The organism is Stenotrophobium rhamnosiphilum, from assembly GCF_003052265.1.
Taxonomy (GTDB): Bacteria; Pseudomonadota; Gammaproteobacteria; order Nevskiales; family Nevskiaceae; genus Stenotrophobium; species Stenotrophobium rhamnosiphilum.
Genome location: NZ_QANS01000002.1, coordinates 16,981 through 34,609, shown reverse-complemented (window position 1 = coordinate 34,609; position 17,629 = coordinate 16,981). Strand labels below are relative to the sequence as shown.

General features: G+C 53.4%; 14 protein-coding genes. 5 read left to right on the top strand and 9 right to left on the bottom strand.

Annotated elements, in window-relative coordinates:
* Positions 1–24: 24 nt before the first annotated feature.
* The 3 genes from sigJ to CJD38_RS04025 all read left to right on the top strand — a co-directional run bounded on the left by sigJ (position 25) and on the right by CJD38_RS04025 (position 3,049).
* Positions 25–957 (top strand): RNA polymerase sigma factor SigJ, encoded by a 933-nt coding sequence (gene sigJ, locus CJD38_RS04035; protein ID WP_107939051.1) that lies wholly within the window; start codon positions 25–27, stop codon positions 955–957.
* 119 nt (positions 958–1,076) lie between these two features.
* A complete protein-coding gene (locus tag CJD38_RS04030) occupies positions 1,077–1,574 on the top strand; it encodes a carboxymuconolactone decarboxylase family protein (protein WP_107939050.1) in 498 nt (165 codons plus the stop codon).
* 347 nt (positions 1,575–1,921) lie between these two features.
* Positions 1,922–3,049, top strand: a complete 1,128-nt coding sequence (locus tag CJD38_RS04025; protein WP_107939049.1) for an RMD1 family protein — start codon at positions 1,922–1,924, stop codon at positions 3,047–3,049.
* A gap of 16 nt (positions 3,050–3,065) precedes the next feature.
* On the opposite strand, the gene CJD38_RS04020 is transcribed toward CJD38_RS04025, so the two are convergent.
* The 9 genes from CJD38_RS04020 to CJD38_RS03980 all read right to left on the bottom strand — a co-directional run bounded on the left by CJD38_RS04020 (position 3,066) and on the right by CJD38_RS03980 (position 13,855).
* Positions 3,066–3,506 (bottom strand): hypothetical protein, encoded by a 441-nt coding sequence (locus CJD38_RS04020; protein WP_107939048.1) that lies wholly within the window; start codon positions 3,504–3,506, stop codon positions 3,066–3,068.
* A gap of 22 nt (positions 3,507–3,528) precedes the next feature.
* Positions 3,529–5,283 carry an alkaline phosphatase D family protein gene (locus tag CJD38_RS04015; protein WP_107939047.1) on the bottom strand — a complete coding sequence of 585 codons (1,755 nt, stop codon included), beginning with the start codon at positions 5,281–5,283 and terminating at the stop codon, positions 3,529–3,531.
* 108 nt (positions 5,284–5,391) lie between these two features.
* A complete protein-coding gene (locus CJD38_RS04010) occupies positions 5,392–6,549 on the bottom strand; it encodes an MFS transporter (RefSeq protein ID WP_107939046.1) in 1,158 nt (385 codons plus the stop codon).
* Positions 6,550–6,563: 14 nt separating this feature from the next.
* Positions 6,564–7,400, bottom strand: coding sequence for an alpha/beta fold hydrolase (locus CJD38_RS04005; protein WP_107939045.1), 837 nt, complete (start codon positions 7,398–7,400; stop codon positions 6,564–6,566).
* Positions 7,401–7,410: 10 nt separating this feature from the next.
* Positions 7,411–8,394 carry an alpha/beta hydrolase gene (locus CJD38_RS04000; protein WP_107939044.1) on the bottom strand — a complete coding sequence of 328 codons (984 nt, stop codon included), beginning with the start codon at positions 8,392–8,394 and terminating at the stop codon, positions 7,411–7,413.
* Between the two features lie 166 nt (positions 8,395–8,560).
* Complete coding sequence (locus CJD38_RS03995; protein ID WP_107939043.1) at positions 8,561–9,391, bottom strand: alpha/beta fold hydrolase; 831 nt, start codon at positions 9,389–9,391, stop codon at positions 8,561–8,563.
* A 33-nt stretch (positions 9,392–9,424) separates the two neighbouring features.
* Positions 9,425–11,956, bottom strand: coding sequence for a TonB-dependent receptor (locus tag CJD38_RS03990; RefSeq protein WP_107939042.1), 2,532 nt, complete (start codon positions 11,954–11,956; stop codon positions 9,425–9,427).
* A gap of 119 nt (positions 11,957–12,075) precedes the next feature.
* Positions 12,076–13,584, bottom strand: coding sequence for a mannitol dehydrogenase family protein (locus CJD38_RS03985; protein ID WP_107939041.1), 1,509 nt, complete (start codon positions 13,582–13,584; stop codon positions 12,076–12,078).
* Complete coding sequence (locus tag CJD38_RS03980) at positions 13,577–13,855, bottom strand: SemiSWEET transporter (protein WP_107939040.1); 279 nt, start codon at positions 13,853–13,855, stop codon at positions 13,577–13,579. The genes CJD38_RS03985 and CJD38_RS03980 overlap by 8 nt, the downstream gene beginning before the upstream one ends.
* A gap of 256 nt (positions 13,856–14,111) precedes the next feature.
* Between CJD38_RS03980 and CJD38_RS03975 the strand changes: the two genes are divergently transcribed.
* On the top strand, positions 14,112–15,308 hold the full coding sequence (locus tag CJD38_RS03975; RefSeq protein WP_107939039.1) for a lipid-transfer protein: 1,197 nt from the start codon (positions 14,112–14,114) through the stop codon (positions 15,306–15,308).
* A gap of 23 nt (positions 15,309–15,331) precedes the next feature.
* Positions 15,332–17,542 (top strand): peroxisomal multifunctional enzyme type 2, encoded by a 2,211-nt coding sequence (locus tag CJD38_RS03970; RefSeq protein WP_107939038.1) that lies wholly within the window; start codon positions 15,332–15,334, stop codon positions 17,540–17,542.
* The last annotated feature ends 87 nt before the right edge of the window (positions 17,543–17,629 follow it).

Genomic DNA, 17,629 nt, shown 5'->3' with positions numbered 1-17,629 from the left:
TATGTGATCCACTTAGGCCCCCGAATGACTCCAGCAAACGTGATGACCCTTTCTGAACGCGCCCAGCGCTATGACCGCGATCATGCGAGCAGCTTGCGTGCGCTGGCTTACCGCATGCTCGGCTCGCGGGCTGAGGCGGAAGACATCGTGCAGGAGGCTTGGCTGCGTTGGGCCAAGGTGGATGAAAGCACGGTGGAGCATGCCGGCGCGTATCTCTCGCGCATGGTGACCAATCTCTGTCTGGACTTATTAGGCTCGGCTGCGGTGAAGCGTGAGCAGTACTTCGGTGTGTGGTTGCCAGAGCCGCTGTTGAATGATGATGCGGACTGGGCGCCTGATCCGGAATCGCAGGCAGAGTTTGCACAGGATGTATCAGTGGCATTCATGCTCGCGCTGGAGCGTCTTTCGCCTTTGGAACGTGCGGCTTTTTTATTGCATGAAGTATTTGATTTGGACTTTGGCGAAGTCGCACGCCGACTGGATAAGAGTCCAGATGCCTGTCGTCAGCTCGCGAGTCGCGCACGTAACCACGTAAAAGCGGACTACGCGCGCCAAGAAGTGCAAGAAGAAGAGCGTGAGCGTCTATTTAGCGCTTTTAGCGAAGCGGTCAAAAATTTTGACGTAGATGCACTAGCCAAAGTGCTGACCGAAGACGCGGTGATGCTGGCGGACGGCGGCGGCAAGGCGACTGCAATATCTCGTCCGCTGCACGGCGGCTTGGTCGTCGCCAAAACGTTCATTGGTTTCTGCAAGCTGCCCGCCAGCAGCGCTTGGCGCATGGAGCCTGCACGCGTGAATGGCATGCCAGGCTGTCTGATTGTCGATGACGCAACTGGCAAGTTGGTGCAGACCATCGCCATGGCGTTCTCGGCGACTGAATCTGGCCGAATCGCGGGGCTCTACATCCAGCGCAATCCCGACAAACTGCAAGGCGTATTGGCCTCACTCGGTCGCTAACAAAATCTTTCCACGATCGATGTCACAAAGCGCGGGGCTGGATCGTCTTAACCATGACGATCCAATGCAATGCGTCACATGAGTATCGCCCCCTTACGATTCGCTAATGGAAATTGAACATGACTAACAGCAACGCCCCATCTCGTTTGAACTATCAGCAACAGTCGCCCGAACTGATGAAGAAGCTTGTCGACATCGGCATGGGCATCGCCAACAGCGGCCACATTGACCGTGGGCTGTCTCTATTGGTGGATATCCTCGCTTCACAGTTGAACGGCTGCGCTTTCTGCGTCGACATGCATGTTAAAGAAGCCAAGCTGCATGGCGAGCGCGAGCTGCGCTTGCACCACGTCGCCATCTGGCGTGAGTCACCATTGTTTACCGCGAAGGAGCGCGCAGCGTTCGCATGGACCGATGCACTGACTCGCATCGCCCCAAACGGTGTCACTGATGAGCTCTATGCTGAGGTCAGCGCGCAGTTCAACGACAAGGAACTCTCAACGCTGACTTTCCGCGTTGCTACGATCAATGCCTGGAATCGCCTCAATGTCGCGTTTCGCACCACGCCGGGCATTTACGACAAGGCTTTTGGTTTGGACAAAGCTGGTCTTAACTAAGCTGGCACAGACTATCGGCTTCATTAAGTCGTGAATAAGAGCTGGAGCGGAATAATTGCTCTGGCTCTTTTTTATTCATTCCCTCAGTCAGACCGTCGCATTTTCGACACAAGAAATTCACAGAGACACTGCGTATCGTTGTTCTAAACTTGTGCATAAGTGCCAAGAACTTAAATTGAATCAGTACGGTTCACGAGTTTGAACAAACTTTCACCGATGACATTGCCACTGTCACATTCGACTGGCAGTATTGCTCATGTTACAGGCGACATTTCGCTTAGAAATGTACAAGCTTGCCGTGAGTATTTGTTCGCGCCTTAACTTTGTTACAACACTTAAGGCCCCGCATGACCGAACAAAAAACTGAACTCGTTGTTTGCTCCGGATCGATTATTGCGCAGCGTTTATTCGATGTGGCCTACGCCATTGATCTGGAAAAAGCGGAAGCGCTGTGGTCGTTGCGCTCGCCAACCTCTAGCAGTCGTCGTCGATTGAGCGCGGCGCCAGTTAAAGCCATTTCATTTGGTGTGCCGCCGGTCGTTCTAACGCTGGATGCTGTTCAGGTGCCTTCGCAGCAAGGTTTCGAAATGGCGACGGTCACCGCTCGCCTGTACGACTTTGGGGTGATTTGCATTTCAGTTCGCACCGCAGTCACAGACTGTGAGTGGACTGAATATTCCAGAAAGCTGGAAGGCATCGATCAGGCCATTGGTTATTCGTCGAGCACAGACTTATGGGCCAACATTCTTGATCCACTGGTCAAAATGCTAATGCCAGCGTTGCTCAAGCCCAGTCAGTCCAAGCTGCAAGAAGATTATGTTCTGGCGGTTGTGCATCAGTGGAATGAGCCGATTACGGCGACAGAACTGCTGAATCGAATTGATCTGGTTCCACTGCTCTCAGGCGACAAACGCCCACTGTCTGAAGGCGCACGACGTGATTTGATGCGCCACAAGTTCTCATATTATGAAGATGATCTTGTCGTATTAACCTGGGATCGAGCGCTGATCTATGAACCGCGCGGAGATTCAGACGTTGCAGATATTCTCGAAGTAGCCAACGCGCAGCTGCTGGAAATGCGCTATTACGACGAATTGTTGGACGATGAACTGCCGAGAATGTACGACCTCGTCGAGGAAACTCGCCGTGCCGCTTATCTCGCTGCGCCTGGGCGTTTTGCGAGTTTGGCCAGACGGCTATACACCTTGGTTGCCGAGGTGACAGAGCTTACCGAGAAGGTCGATAACGCGCTGCAGGTGACTGAAGATGTGTATCTGGCGCGAATCTACAGCGCGGCTATTGAGCTGTTTCGTGTGCCAAATGTGAGCAGCGCGGTTGATCGAAAGCTCTCTATCGTTCGCGATACCTATACCGCGCTCTATGACGAATCGTCAGCCACTCGCGCTCAACTGCTGGAGATCACGATCGTTGTTCTGATCGCCGTTGAGATTGTTCTGGCTTTAATTCGTTACTAAGCCAGAACTCTAAGGTTTACGGATGAGCTGTGGCCGTTGCCTGAGGATTGGTCTGTTCAATAAATCTCTGACGATTGCTTGGCGCACTCACAGATAATTTCTTGAATAGAACAGCATGCTGCCCATCGGACACCAGCTGTTCAGGAGTTTTGTCGCCGAACTCCGCAAAGCGATAGTGCTTGAACCAGGTTTTAGCCTCGTCCATGTCGGTTAGTAAAAGCGCGGCTGAGCCCATCACTTTTAACGCGTTTTCCATAAAGTTTTGAAGCGGGGGAGACATCCGCCAATCTTTAATGTGGAGTTGATCAACATGCGCTAATCGCTCTAGCGCGAAAAGATCATAGTCAAAAGCATGTCCGAACCGCTCTGGAGAAATTTCAGAGCGTCCTGCGTAGCGTAGTTTGTTGATCAAAAAATCAAGATCAACAATTTGATGTGCTTGAGTTGGGTTGTTCATTCGTGACTCCCCAGATTACTGATTAACCCGCCAACGGCGGTGCATTGTCTTTCGGCGTGCTTTGACTTGCGGCGACTAAGTGATTGCTACCAGGCGCGACCTGAAACGCTGTGCCAAAACTTTGTGTGTTGCTTGGCGCGCTGATGGTGTCGATATACCACCATTCACCCAGCACTCGCTCTGGCGTTACATCCATCACCATGTAGCCTTTTTTCGCTAGGTCGACATATTTGATGTGTGGATTGCTTACGCGCAGCACATCTTGAATCGGGGCTAGTGCATCCAAGCCCGGCGAAGTCACGGAGGTGCAAACGTATTCAACCGCCAATGAGCCATTGCCATTGATTGAGTTGTAACCGCCAGCCGCATCAAGCGGATTATTCGGATCAGGCGTGAGATCGCAGCCCCATGAGCAATGAATGTCACCAGTGAGCACGACGACGTTGTCGATCTTGCTGTTGGTGGCATCGCCCTTAAGCGCATTAAATATGCGATCACGTGCCGGCGCGTAGCCATCCCACTGGTCGCTATTCAGATAGATTGATGCGCCGAGGGCATTGGGCAATCCTACGACCTTGAGCTGTGCAAACATCACGCCTTGGCCTAGCAACTTCCATTGCGATCCAGAGGTGCGCAGACGATCAATCAGCCAAGCCTCGCCATCGTCGCCAAGCATGGTGCGCTTAGGATCGGTGTAAGCACCGCTCTGAGTGAACGGTGTTATCGGGAGCAAAGTCGCCAATGGCGGCAACAGTTCCGTGACGAGTTCCGGTGGCACATTGCCAGCCAATTGCTTGTCACGCGCACCAACGCGTTCTTCCAGCAAGATCAATTCGGCCAGATCACCGAACTTTAGGCTGCGGTTGTCGCGTTGTGGATTGGCCTTGTCATGCGGCTCGCGCGTTGGCATCCATTCGTAATACGCCTTCAACGCATTGGCGACGCGAACACTCCATGCGCCTTCATCAAATCCTTTCTCGCCATGATTCACCGCGCCATCTTTATAGGCGTTGTCAGCAAACTCATGGTCATCCCAGATGTTGATCATCGGATGTTGGCGATGCAGTTCCTGCAAATCGACATCACGCTTGTACTGCGCGTGACGGGTGCGGTAATCCTGTAGCGTCAGAATTTCATGTGCTGGCTCATAAGCTCGGAAGTCACCATAGACCTCATGGCCATCTTCGCCGCTGCTGTATTCGTAAATGTAATCGCCCAAATGCAGAACGAAATCGAGATCGGCTCGTTCAGCCACTCGGCGATAAGCATTGAACAGTCCATGCGCGTAACTGGCGCATACCACGACGCCAAAGCGCAGTCGCTCCGGCGAGCCCGTAGGCAGGGTGCGTGTACGACCAATCGGCGAGGTGAATGGGCCGACAGAGAACTGATAGTAATAAGTCGTAAACGGCTGCAACCCGGTGGCATCCACCTTAACGGTGTAATCGTGCTCAGCCGTAGCCTGCGTAAGACCACTTGAGACGACGTGCTTCAGCTCAGGATCAGACGTAACGATATAGTTCACCGGCACAGGCGCGTTCACTGGAGCCGTAATGCGTGTCCACAAGATCACGCGATCAACCATCGGGTCGCCACTGGCAACGCTATGCTTGAACGGGTTCTCAGTCAGATCAGAGCCAACCACCGATTCGCTGCGCCCGCAGCCCGGCAGCATTGGCAGAGCGGTAATTGCAGCAGCCCCCGCACCAGCCCGAATCAAAAATTGACGACGTGTAATCCCCTTGCGACGAGGTTTGCTGCGACGCGGTGCACCCATGACATTCCCTTGCTTTGTTTTTACGCTTTAAGCGAGATGAGAATTTTATGGCGCATTGATGACAGGACTAAGACAAAGCAGTTTTGGGTAGGGAATTAGAGATTGGCCTTATTTATCAGTCTCACGCACCAGCGAGGCACGGCTGCTGAGTAGGCTAATACTGAGTCCAAGCAGGGCAATCACGAAGAACGAGATGCGCATACTGGTCGCTTCGGCGATGTAGCCGATAAGCGGGGGCGCGGCGAGAAAGCCAAAGAATGCCAATCCGGAAACCGTGGCGATGGCCATGCTGGGATTCGCGATACCGGAACGGCCGGCGATACTGAAGAGCGTAGGAACAACGGTGCTGACGCCAAAGCCGGTGATCATGAAGCCGAGCGTTGCACAGTAGATGTTGGGCATCAGCGCTGAGAGAGCGAGACCGGTGAAGATCAGCAGACCACTGGCCTGAAGCGTTTTGAGATAACCGTAACGCTGAGTCAGGCGATCGCCAGCAAAACGACCAATCGCCATGCACGTCATAAAAGCAGCGTATCCGAGCAAAACAAGATTTTCTGATGGCTGCACGATCTGTTTGAAGTAAACGCCACTCCAGTCAAACATCGTGCCTTCAGCGGCGAGTCCGCAGAATCCGATAACACCCAGACTCAGCAAGGCTGGATTGAGCTTGCCGAATAATGGCGGCCGGTCTTCGGCACGTGGCGCTTCGTGTGCGATCAGGGCATGTGCATTCAGAAACACGCCGATTGCGACCAACACGGCAACAATCAGGAAGTGCGGCGCTGGGCCAATATCGTGCGCGCGCAGCAGCATGCCGAGTGCAGCGCCGGTGAAGCCGCCGATGCTCCAACCACCATGGAATGAAGACATGATCGCGCGGCCATACATCATCTCCACGCCAACCGCCTGCGTATTCATCGCAATGAACATCAGATTGCTGATGACGCCGAGCAGGAACAGTAAGGCGGCCAATGGCCAAATGCTCGACGCACAACCAATCAGAAAGATCACAAGCGTGATAAGCGGAAAAGTAATGCGTAGCGTCAGACGGCAACCAATATGAGAAACGAACTGTCCTGCAACGGGCACAAAGAGGAGCTGGCCGATCGGCGCGGCTAACAACAACGTTCCCAACATCGCGTCGCTGAGACTGAGCGCGAACTTGATGTCAGGAATTCGGCTCGCCCACGACGCTGAACAAAGTCCGTTGGCAAAGAAGAAATAAAAAACCGAAGCGCGCAAACGCGCTGGAGAGAGTTGTGTCATTGAGACCAATGCTACTAGGTCTTCCTGCCTTCAACATCTCGGATATTTTCGAGGATGGTAGCAGCGACAGCTTCTGGATCATCGTACATCGGCAGATGACCGCAGCCAACGAGTACGCCGTGAGTTTTTAGACCGAATCTGTCTAGGAAAGGCTGACCAAATTCATCGAAGGGCAGCACGCTGTCCTTCTCGCACCAGACGACGCTGATCGGCGTTTTGTTGTCGGCAGGCAATGACTCTACCTGCGGCAGAACGCCGCTCAGAAATTCGAGTGCGATTGGGCAGTTCAATCCGTGATGCACCATGCCGCGAGCTTCTTTGGCAGACATACGGTTGCCATGCTCCATATCGCCACTGAGGAAAAGTTTGCGAAGCGCCTTAATGCCTAGCAGTAAGGACAAAGGTCCCTTTAGATAAGGCATCACTTTGAATATTGCGCGAATCTGCTTGATGGTTTTAGCCATACGCGCATCATCCTTCCACGCACCACCAGAAGAAATGGCAAGCACTGATCGCGCTACACCGCGTCGCGCCATTTCAATCGCCATGTAACCGCCCAGCGACTGACCCACCACATGTGCTTGATCCAATCCGCGTGCGCGCAGTTGTGCTGCGAGCGCATCAGCGACCGCCCCTGGCGAGACTTTTTGAGTGAGCGGAAGGCCGCCGGAATGACCGGGCAAGGTCGGGACGATGACGCGGTGATGCTTCTCTAGGATCGACAGCACAGGCTTCCACATACGCCAATTGCCACCAAAGCCGTGGATCAAAACCAAAGGAGTTCCCGCGCCGCCTTCATAGACTTCAGGGAATGGCAGTGCGTCGGGATAAGACGAGATCGGTTTATTCATCAGAAATTCTCTAGGAAGATTTTATCGCGCGCAGTTCAGAAATGATCTCTGTCACTGCGCCAGCGGTGGGCTTGCATAGCTTTGGCAGGGATATAAATCCATGCGGCGCGTTGAGCACATTGAGATAGCGCACAGAAATTCCAGCTGCTGACAATTTCTCAGCGTAGAGCTTGCCTTCGTCGCGCAGCGGATCTGAATCTGCAGTCAAGATGAAAGCAGGCGGTAAACCCGATACATCCGGCGCTAACAAGGGTGAGACCAATGGATTTTCGGGCGACTCATTTCCTTGTAGATAGTGCGCGACCATGCCGACGAGTTCATGGCGCTTGAGACCGCCGCCCGTATAGCTATTCATGGAGTCTGACTGCAACGTTGCATCAAGAACTGGATAGATCAGCGTCTGATGAACGATGCGCGGCCCGCCGCGTTGCTTGCTCAGAAGGCATAAGGCAGCGGCGAGGTTTCCGCCAGCGCTATCGCCCATCACTGCGATTCCGCTTGCTGATGAGTTGTTCTGTGCAATCCAGCATAAGGCTGCATAGCTGTCTTCAAGACCCGCAGGAAATGGAAACTCTGGCGCCAGTCGATACTCAACCGAGATGACTCGCGCGTCCACGCCGTCAGCTACATTGCTGCAAAGATAATCGGAGGAAGTCATTCCGCCAGCGATCCAACCGCCACCGTGCACAAACAGCACTGTTGGGCGCGAAGCGTCCACCACATCTGGCGTAAATATCCGAACGGAGAATGGGTCTGCGTTTAGAGGCGAAATCGTCTCTTCGGTGATCTTCACGCGAGAAGGCAGTGGAGGGTGAATCAATGGTCCTCCGAGCGTCATGGCTTGGCGCTTCTTCATCGGCCAGCGTGTCACTTGCGCGATAGGCGGAATGACGCCGATACGTGTGAAGAAATCCACAAGACCAAACATCAGGTCTAGTCGCCAACCAAAGTTAGTCTTTGTGCCGACATTCGGTTTCTTAATGTTATTGGTCATTGGTCTTTATGTGCGGCCATTTCGATGAGCTAACAGTATCTAGTTCACGGCTACTTGCTGCCCCTCTCAAAGAGGGGTGGAGTGACTGCTAAAAAAGAAGCCGCCAATCGGCGGCTTGAAAAAGATCCTGATTAAGGATCGAGGAGACGGTACCCGTGCGAGGGATTTAACTCGCTACGCTGATTTCCTTGCTTTCAACTTCGCGTGTGAATTCGAGTATTTCTTTGGCAACACGTTGAGGATCATCAAACATCGGTGTGTGAGGCCAGTGATCGACCATGACGCAAGACGGCAATTTCAGTGTGTCGAGCAAAGGCTGGCCGAATCTCTCAAAAGGCAGGATCGTGTCGTCAGCGCCCCAGAGCACGCGCAGAGGCACTTTGTTGTCGGCCGGTAGAGGCTGGATTGGAAGTAGTTTTTCATCAAGAAATTCTTTGGCGATAGCTAGGCGCGAAAGGTTGTCAAAATGTTTCAATGCATCGGTCGCAGACATTCGGTCGCCATGCTTCATCTCGCGAGCGAGTGCAATTCTGCGCAGAAATGAGAAGCGCGACATAAATTTGAGTATGGGGACTGCGTAGGGCAGGAACTTGAGTGCGGCTTGTCCATCGCGCATGAACTTAACGACGTCATCGCGGGTTTTGAAAGCACCGGCCGAGCAAATACCCATTGAAGAACGAGCAAGCCCCAAGCGCGCCATTTCGAAGACCATCCAGCCGCCGAGTGATTGACCCACAAAATGCGCCTGCGTGATGCCGCGTTCGCGAAGCTGTTCAGCGAGAGCTTCTGCAATGCTTAAAGGACTTGCGCGCTTCTTCAGCGATACGCCGCCAACATGGCCAGGCAAAGTCAGCGCAATCACGCGATGGTGCTTTTCCAGAAGTGGCAGCAATGGTTTCCAGAAGCGCCATGACGCACTGAAGCCATGTACCAGCACCAGCGTGCTGCCTTCGCCGCCTTCATACCATTCTGCAGCCTGACTCAATTTTCTGTTCAATGTTTCACCTTGTTAATTTGGCGGTGCAAATCTTCAGAACTTGCCGCTGATGCGTACAGTGATAGCGCGAGGACGGGTATAAACGGTGTCGACAAAATTTGCGGTCGCGCTGCCAGCCGCAGAACCATTTCTATAGGTGATGCCGCGCTCGTCTAGGATGTTGGTGCCAATCACCGAAATACTCGGCAACCATGCAAGCGTTGGATTGATCAGGCTCAGATTTAAATCGAATTGCTGATAACCAAAGATCGAAAGCTTGGTGGACAGATCGTTGATTGCCTTGCTGAGGTAGGTATGCGTGAGTGCAATGCTTGGCTTCCAATCACCAACGTCAGGTGCATAGGCAAGAGTGGTTGCGGTCTGCCATGTTGGAGACTGTGGAAATGGTGTGCCGGTTGGTACGGTTTCTGAATCGCTCAACTTGAACGGAACACTGGTGACCGTTTTGTTGTAAGACGCTCCGAATGTCAGTGCAACGCCTTCAATTGGTGGCAACCACTCAATCGATCCTTCAATACCTTTGCCTGCGACTTTGCCGACGTTGGTGAAGTAATTGCTCAAACCATCTTTAGAGCTAAACACGCGAGTCTGCGGATTGCTCCAGTCGAGGTAGTACGCCGCAAGATCTGCGTGCAGTGTGTTTTCAAGCCAGGTTGTACGCAGGCCCACCTCATAGTTCATCAATGAATCTGATTTGAAAAACTTTGGCGCATCGCCTGCTGCGACGATGGTGACGATGCCGGGTTGCACACCGCCAACGCGATATCCGCGTGAGACGGTGGCGTAGCTCATGATGTCTTCAGTGGACTTCCACGTGAGCGATACCTTCGGGCTGACGCCTTTTTCGACAACGGTTCCATTGGTTGGATCAACGCCAGTAAAGGCGATGCCAACATTGTTGACTGTGCCGCCTGAGCTGGTGCGATAAGCGCGGGCGCCTAGGCTCAGTGACCAGTTATCACCTAATTGACGTGTCAATTCTCCAAACAGCGCGAGTTCCTGAACTTTGGCGTCGACGTTGAGCGTGCCAAGAATAATTCTTCCATCTGGCGTCAAGATCGCATCGGTGAGTGGTGGCAGGCTAATCGGCAATAGTGGGCCGGTGGCTGGTACCACGATGACGGCGTGATAGTCCTCTGTGCTGCCGAATACGCCGGTTGCCCACTTCCATGGTGAATCAGAATCAGTTGGCGAAGTTAAACGAAACTCTTGCGTGGCTGTTTTCGTTTCGTTGACCGTATCGATCTGTAAGCCAGTGATCCCCAGCATGGTCAGCAGATTGCCTGGGTCGAGTACACGGGTCTGATCTTTTTCGAAGATCACGGATTTCTTGATCACGGCAGTATCAGAAGTCACGGTGGCCCAATCAAAGGCGTAGTTGACGCTGAAATTACCGAGCTGGAATTTATTGTCTGTTGGGCTTGCGATTGGCGTCGTGCCTCTGCTCAAGCGACCTTCAGTGTTATCCGCAAATCCGTAATCGTCAGCCGACATCGTCTGATAGATGTACAGCAGCTTGATATCCCAAGCGTCGTTCGGCTTCCATGCGAGCGCACCGCGAAGGCCGGTTTGTTCGAGCTTGTTGATGTCTTTCAGATTGCGACTGGTGTCGTCGTAATAGCCCGGATCGCGGCGTTGAATACCGACCAATCGCATGGCTACGGTGTCATCGGTGCCAATCGGAACGTTCAATGCCGCACCGAAGATCGGCGCGCCTTTGTCGCTCTCATTGACGGAGGTGTACTCAGCGAAATACTTGGTCTCCCACACGCCGAATACAGGTGGTGCAGGTACATAACGAATCGCACCGCCAAATCCACCAGCACCGAACAGCGTGCCCTGTGGGCCTTTCAAAATTTCTACGCTCTTGAGATCGAATGGATTGGGATCGAGTGTTACCAACTGCAGGTAAGGATCGGTCAGCGATACGTTGCCGTAGATGGTGCCGGTGGTTTGGTTTGCATCTTGGCCAGAGGAGATGCCGCGGATGGTGATATGTGCAGCTTGTTGGCCACCGTCCATCAGGTTGACGCCCGGGCTCATGCGAACAATTTGGTCAGCACTTTGAATGGCTGACTTTTCGAGGGCATCGCCAGAGAAGGCGGTGATGCTCTGTGGAATTTCACGCAGAGATTCTTCACGCTTTGTTGCTGTGACGATGATCTCTTCAATTTGCGCGGTGTATTGCTTCTTCGGCTGATCCGCTACGGAGTTTGCATCTGGAACATTGACCGGAATCGTCGAAAGCGTCGCAGCATCTGGAGCGGGCACCAATGCATCGTTACCATTGGCAGCTTCTGCTGTTGGAGTTTGAGCTGGTTCTGAGCTTTCCTGCGATGGCTGAGCAGGGGCGCTGCCGGTGTCGCCGAGCAGTTCATCTAAAGAATCGCTGACTTCTGCGCCGGACTGTTGCGAGGTTTCGGTAGGCTGTGCAGAAGAACCAGAATCTTGAGTCGCATCCGCCGCATGGCAAGCGAAAGTGATTGCGAGGGTCGATACCATCGATAGCGTCACGCGCAAGGGCGTGGTCCGCACGTACTTAAAAATACTCGTACAACCTTCCATGACTCTCTCCAGATCGCTGATGCTTGTGTGCCATTCGGCAGCGTTTCTACTTTTCAGGATTGATCATAGGAAGGGAGGGATCGGGTGCCCCCTCCCGGGTCGGGAGGGGTGGGGTAGTACTAGGGTTGTTGGGCGGTGCTCTCTAGGGATACGGCATGCTTTTCCACGTCAATTTTCTGGATGCTATGCAGCTGTAGAGCAAGGTTGGCGTTAAAGCGCTCAGCGTGCGCGGGTGATAGCTGCAGTGTGGCGGCGACGAAAGCGCTTGGATCTTGGCTGTCGATGGCATGGGCAGCAAGATTGATCAATTCGTCTTTGCGCGGATCCAGATAGGCGTCACGATCCGCATTGGAACTCTTCAACATGCCCAGGTAATGAATCCAGAAAGCGATCGTTGCGGCCAAGTGCGTTGTGCTCAAACCAAGACTCAATCGCTTCACTAACGGGGGCAATAAGGTCTGTTGGAATTTTGCAGAGCTGTCCTGCGCAAGGCGCGTCAGTCGATCGGCAATTGCTGGATTTGAGAAGCGCCGAATCAGCGACGTCTGGTAATCAGAGAAATTGATTCCGGCGATCGGCTCTAGTGTTTGTGAAACTTCCTGCATGTAGCCAACGAGCCAAGCGCGAAGTCTTGAGTCCGTGAGGGCTTCATGCACCTGGCTGTATCCCATCAGCAGGCTGATGTGCGACAAAGCGGAGTGCCCACCGTTGAGCAATCCAACTTTCATGTCTTCGTAGGCAGGAACGTTTTTTGAAATGACGACGCCGACCTGTTCGAACTCAGGGCGTCCAGCGACAAATTTGTCTTCAAGAATCCACTGCTGCCAGCTTTCGCACATGATCAGCGCGTCGTCTTTCACGCCCCATTCATTTTCAAACTGCTGGCGTTGAGCAGGCTCAAGCGCAGGCGTAATGCGGTCGACCATTGAACAGGGAAAGCTGACTTCGCGCTCAATCCACTGCGCCAATTCGGGATCAATACACTTTGAAAACCCGATGACGGAATCGCGCAGGCGATGTCCGTTTTCAATCAGGTTGTCGCAGGACATCAGCGTAAATCCCTTACGGCCGAGATCACGTCGCATTTGTAGAGCGCGGACGATTAATCCGGGCGCACTACGAGGCGCATCAAGATGAGCCAAGTCGTGAACGATGTCTTCGTGTTGCTGGTTCAAGTCGCCATTCGCAAGCAAACAGTAACCGGCTTCGGTGATCGTGAGTGAAACGATGCAGGTTTCTGAATCACTGAGTACGGCCAACGCCGCGCTGATGTCCGTACTCGCATCGACGTAATCCATGATGGAGCCGATGACGGTGGAGCGTTTGTTAGTGCCTTCTAGTTCCCACACCGAGAACAGGTAATCCTGACGGAGCAGAGCTTGATGCACGCGCTGATCTTCTGGGCGCAGACCAATGCCGCAGATTCCCCAGCCTTGTGCTAAACCGCGCTGCAGTAGTTTGTGTAGATAAACCGCTTGGTGAGAGCGATGAAACGCGCCAACGCCCAGATGGCAGATCCTGCGAGTAATCGTTCGCGAATAAGTTGGAACTTCTACCTCGTGTTCGCCGATCGTCTTCAGACTGATCGCGGACAGATATGAAGTGTTGAGTGGAATGGCTTCACGCATTGGCTTTCACGGTTGGAACTTCAAACATGACTTTCATCACCAAGACGCTGCCCGCTAATAGCAACGTGACTGCGTTGGTCAAAATGATCGGCCAAGCCTGAAGCTGGACGCCATAGAGCACCCACATAACAAGGCCACTGCAAAACAAAACATACATGGTCAAAGAGATGTCTCTGACGCTGCGGGTTTTCCAAACACGAAACGCTTGAGGCGCAAAAGCGATTGTTGTGCAGACGCCAGCAAGCGCGCCCAGTAAATCAACATTGATCATGTGCAGAAGCTCAAGAGATTGTTAAAAAGTGAAGAGTTCTTCGGTAGCCTAAAAATACACGGAGTGGCGGAGTTCTGACCCTCCCCAGATGGGAGGCGGCGACCCGTCACGTCTTAATTAGCATTCTGACTAACGAAAGCCGGAAGAAGTCGGGTGAAGTCGGGTAACGCCGATTTTTGGCCTTGACCCTCCCTCCTGGGGAGGGGTGGTGAGCACCGCTAATTGACAAACTGCACTCATCAACAAGGAGTTATCGATGAGCCAGTCTGCATATGTCGCCGGGGTCGGAATGATCCCTTTCACCAAACCAGGACAGAGCAAGTCCTACGATCTGATGGGCGCTGACGCGGTTCAGTTGGCCCTCGCGGATGCCGGACTCACCTATGACCAGATTCAGCAGGCATCGGTCGGCTACGTCTATGGCGACTCCACCTGCGGCCAGGCGGCGCTGTATCACGTCGGCATGACCGGCATTCCGGTTTTCAACACCAACAACAACTGCTCGACCGGTTCGTCGGCACTGTTCATGGCGCGCCAATGGATTGAAAGCGGCGCTGCTGATTGCGTCCTCGTGCTGGGCTTCGAACAGATGCAGCCGGGCGCGTTGAAGAGCCATTGGGATGATCGTCCTTCGCCATTCGCTCGCTTTGATGCGCTTTGTGATGACATCAACCCGTTCCCAGAAATTCCACTCGCACTGCGTTACTTCGGCGGCGCGGGTCGTGAGTACATGGACAAGTTTGGCGTTGGCCCAGAAATCTTTGCACAGGTTCGTGCAAAGGCTAGCCGCCATGCAGAACACAATCCGATGGCGTTGCTGCGCAAGGTCGTGACGGCTGAAGATGTTCTGGCTTCACCGATTGTGTTTCCACACGCCAAGTTGACGCGCTTGATGGCTTGCCCTCCGACCTGCGGTGCAGCTGCGGCAGTGTTGGTTTCAGAATCCTTCGCGCGTAAGCACGGTAAGTCTTCGCTGGTTCGCATCGCTGGTCAGGCGATGACCACGGATTATCCAAGCACCTTTGGTGATCGCAGCATGATGAAGCTGGTCGGCTCCGACATGGCACGCGCTGCAGCTGATCGCGTGTATGAAATCGCTGGCATCGGTCCGCAGGACGTTGATCTGGTCGAGTTGCACGACTGCTTCGCACAGAACGAAGTGCTTAGCTATGAAGCGCTGCGTCTTTGCCCTGAAGGCGGCGCTGAAAAGTTTGTTGCCGATGGCGACAACACCTATGGCGGCAAAGTCGTCACTAATCCATCCGGCGGTCTGCTCAGCAAGGGCCACCCGCTCGGCGCTACCGGTCTGGCGCAGTGCACCGAAATCGTTACCCAACTTCGCGGCGCTGCTGGCGTTCGCCAGATTGAGAACGCACGTGTTGGTTTGCAGCACAACCTTGGGCTTGGCGGCGCTTGCGTCGTCACGCTGTATCAGCAGGCTTCATTCGCTTAAAGATTTACGACGGAATAATTTAAATGACTCAAGAACTTCGTTTTGACGGCAAAGTCGTCATTGTTACTGGCGCCGGCAACGGTCTCGGACGTTCGCATGCGCTGATGTTTGGTGCACGCGGCGCCAAGGTCGTGGTTAATGATCTGGGCGGCGGCATTCACGGTGGTGGTCAATCATCGTCAGCAGCCGATAAGGTTGTTGCCGAGATCAAGGCGCTGGGCGGCGAAGCCGTTGCCAACTATGATTCCGTTGAGCATGGCGACAAGATCGTAAAAACTGCGCTCGATGCTTTCGGCACAGTCGATATCGTTATTAACAACGCGGGCATCCTGCGTGATGTCAGCTTCCAGAAGATGACCACTGAAGATTGGGATCTGATTCAGAAGGTCCATCTCAAAGGTTCGTTCAGCGTCACGCACGCTGCGTGGCCGATCATGCGCGACAAGGGTTACGGTCGCGTGTTGTTCACCACCTCGGGCGCAGGCATCTACGGCAACTTTGGTCAGGCCAATTACTCCGCTGCCAAGCTGGGCATTTACGGCCTTGCTAGCACGCTAGCGATTGAAGGTCGCAGCAAGAACATTCACGTCAACACCATCGCGCCAATTGCTGGCTCGCGTTTGACTGAAACGATCATGCCGCCAGAAATGATTGCGGCATTGAAGCCAGAATCCGTCAGCCCATTGGTTGGCTGGTTGTGCCACGAAAGCTGTCAGGAAACTTCTGGCCTGTTTGAAGTTGGCGCGAGCTACTTCTCGAAGCTGCGTTGGGAACGTTCACTTGGTCACGTGTTCGGCACCAATAAGAACATCAGCATTGAAGACGTTGCTAACAAGTGGGAAAAGATTGGCGATTTCACCGATGCCGAACATCCCACCACCATCAACGATACGTTTGGCGTGATCAACGCAGCCATTGCTCACAAGAGTCTTGGTGGCAATCAGTTTATTGATCTCGATACTGCGAGCAGCGCCAGTGTTGTTCGCGAATGTTCGTATGACGAACGTGACCTGTCGCTATACGCCCTCGGCGTCGGCGCGGGCGCTGACCCACTTGATGCCAAAGAATTGGCACTGATCCATGAAGCCAACGAGAATTTCTGTGCGCTGCCAACCTATGCAGTAATGCAGCCAGCTAACGGTATCGTCCAAGCCTTGTATGACGGTAACGGCGGTCTACCAGGTCTTAACTTTGGTTTTGATCGCGTACTCCATGGTGAGATGTACACAGAGATCAAAGCGCTGCTGCCAAGCCGCGCCAAACTTAAGAATACCTACACACTGAAAGCCGCTTACGACAAAAATCCGCACGCAGTCACGGTGCTGGCAATCTCGACGACTGACGAGACCGGCGAAGAGTTGGCCTATAACGAGTTCACTGCCTTCGTACGTGGCGGCGGCGGTTGGGGCGGTGATCGTGGTCCAAGCGGCGATGCGAACAAGCCACCAGAACGCGATGCTGACATCGTCATTGAAGAGCGTATTGATCCGGGTCAGGCGCTGTTGTATCGCTTGTCCGGTGACACCAATCCCTTGCATGTGGACCCTGCGTTTGCCAAATCGTTTGGCTACGACAAGCCGATCCTTCAAGGCCTGTGCAGCTTCGGCTATATCGGCCGTCATCTGATCAAAGCTTGCTGTGATGGCGATCCTCGTAAGTTCAAGAGCATCCGCGTGCGCTTTGCCGAGACTGTATTCCCTGGCGATACGCTGGTAACGCGTATCTGGAAAGAATCAGACACACGCGTACTGTTTGAAGTCAGCGTTAAAGAACGCGGCAAGTTGGTGATCAAAGGCGGCGTTGGCGAGTTCTTCAAGGACGCTTTGGTGCGCAAGCCACGTTCTGCCGCAGTTGCTGCAGAGCAGGTCAACGCAGCAAGTCCAGATGATGTGTTCTCGGTTGTTGCAGCGTTCATTGCTGAGCATCCAGACCTTGCTGCCAAAACCAAGACTTCATTTCAGTTCAATCTGAAGGGTCCTGATTCTCAGTGGATCATTGATCTCAAGGACGGCGCGGGTTCTTGCAAGGCCGGTAAGCTTGATAAACCTGATGTGACTATTGATCTCGATTCCGCATTGATCGAGAAAGTCATGACGTCGACTCTGCCGGAAATTCAGAAGTTGTATTTCGGCGGCAAGATCAAGATTGGTGGCAATGTCGCTGCATCGAACAAGCTGACGGCAGTATTGGGTATCGACAAGAATCGCTACACCAAGAAAGCAATCGCTGCGTAGTTAGAAGATCGGGATGCCTGCATTGCAATGCTTCGTTGAGGGATTGCAGTGCAGGCTTTATCCGTTCTGAATAAAAATAATTATCGG

What these genes read in the sequence shown, in the direction of transcription:
- sigJ (WP_107939051.1), top strand. Translation starts at nt 25, where the DNA reads ATGACTCCAGCAAACGTGATGACCCTTTCTGAACGCGCCCAGCGCTAT.
- CJD38_RS04030 (WP_107939050.1), top strand. Translation starts at nt 1,077, where the DNA reads ATGACTAACAGCAACGCCCCATCTCGTTTGAACTATCAGCAACAGTCG.
- CJD38_RS04025 (WP_107939049.1), top strand. Translation starts at nt 1,922, where the DNA reads ATGACCGAACAAAAAACTGAACTCGTTGTTTGCTCCGGATCGATTATT.
- CJD38_RS04020 (WP_107939048.1), bottom strand. Translation starts at nt 3,506, where the DNA reads ATGAACAACCCAACTCAAGCACATCAAATTGTTGATCTTGATTTTTTG.
- CJD38_RS04015 (WP_107939047.1), bottom strand. Translation starts at nt 5,283, where the DNA reads ATGGGTGCACCGCGTCGCAGCAAACCTCGTCGCAAGGGGATTACACGT.
- CJD38_RS04010 (WP_107939046.1), bottom strand. Translation starts at nt 6,549, where the DNA reads ATGACACAACTCTCTCCAGCGCGTTTGCGCGCTTCGGTTTTTTATTTC.
- CJD38_RS04005 (WP_107939045.1), bottom strand. Translation starts at nt 7,400, where the DNA reads ATGAATAAACCGATCTCGTCTTATCCCGACGCACTGCCATTCCCTGAA.
- CJD38_RS04000 (WP_107939044.1), bottom strand. Translation starts at nt 8,394, where the DNA reads ATGACCAATAACATTAAGAAACCGAATGTCGGCACAAAGACTAACTTT.
- CJD38_RS03990 (WP_107939042.1), bottom strand. Translation starts at nt 11,956, where the DNA reads ATGGAAGGTTGTACGAGTATTTTTAAGTACGTGCGGACCACGCCCTTG.
- CJD38_RS03985 (WP_107939041.1), bottom strand. Translation starts at nt 13,584, where the DNA reads ATGCGTGAAGCCATTCCACTCAACACTTCATATCTGTCCGCGATCAGT.
- CJD38_RS03980 (WP_107939040.1), bottom strand. Translation starts at nt 13,855, where the DNA reads ATGATCAATGTTGATTTACTGGGCGCGCTTGCTGGCGTCTGCACAACA.
- CJD38_RS03975 (WP_107939039.1), top strand. Translation starts at nt 14,112, where the DNA reads ATGAGCCAGTCTGCATATGTCGCCGGGGTCGGAATGATCCCTTTCACC.
- CJD38_RS03970 (WP_107939038.1), top strand. Translation starts at nt 15,332, where the DNA reads ATGACTCAAGAACTTCGTTTTGACGGCAAAGTCGTCATTGTTACTGGC.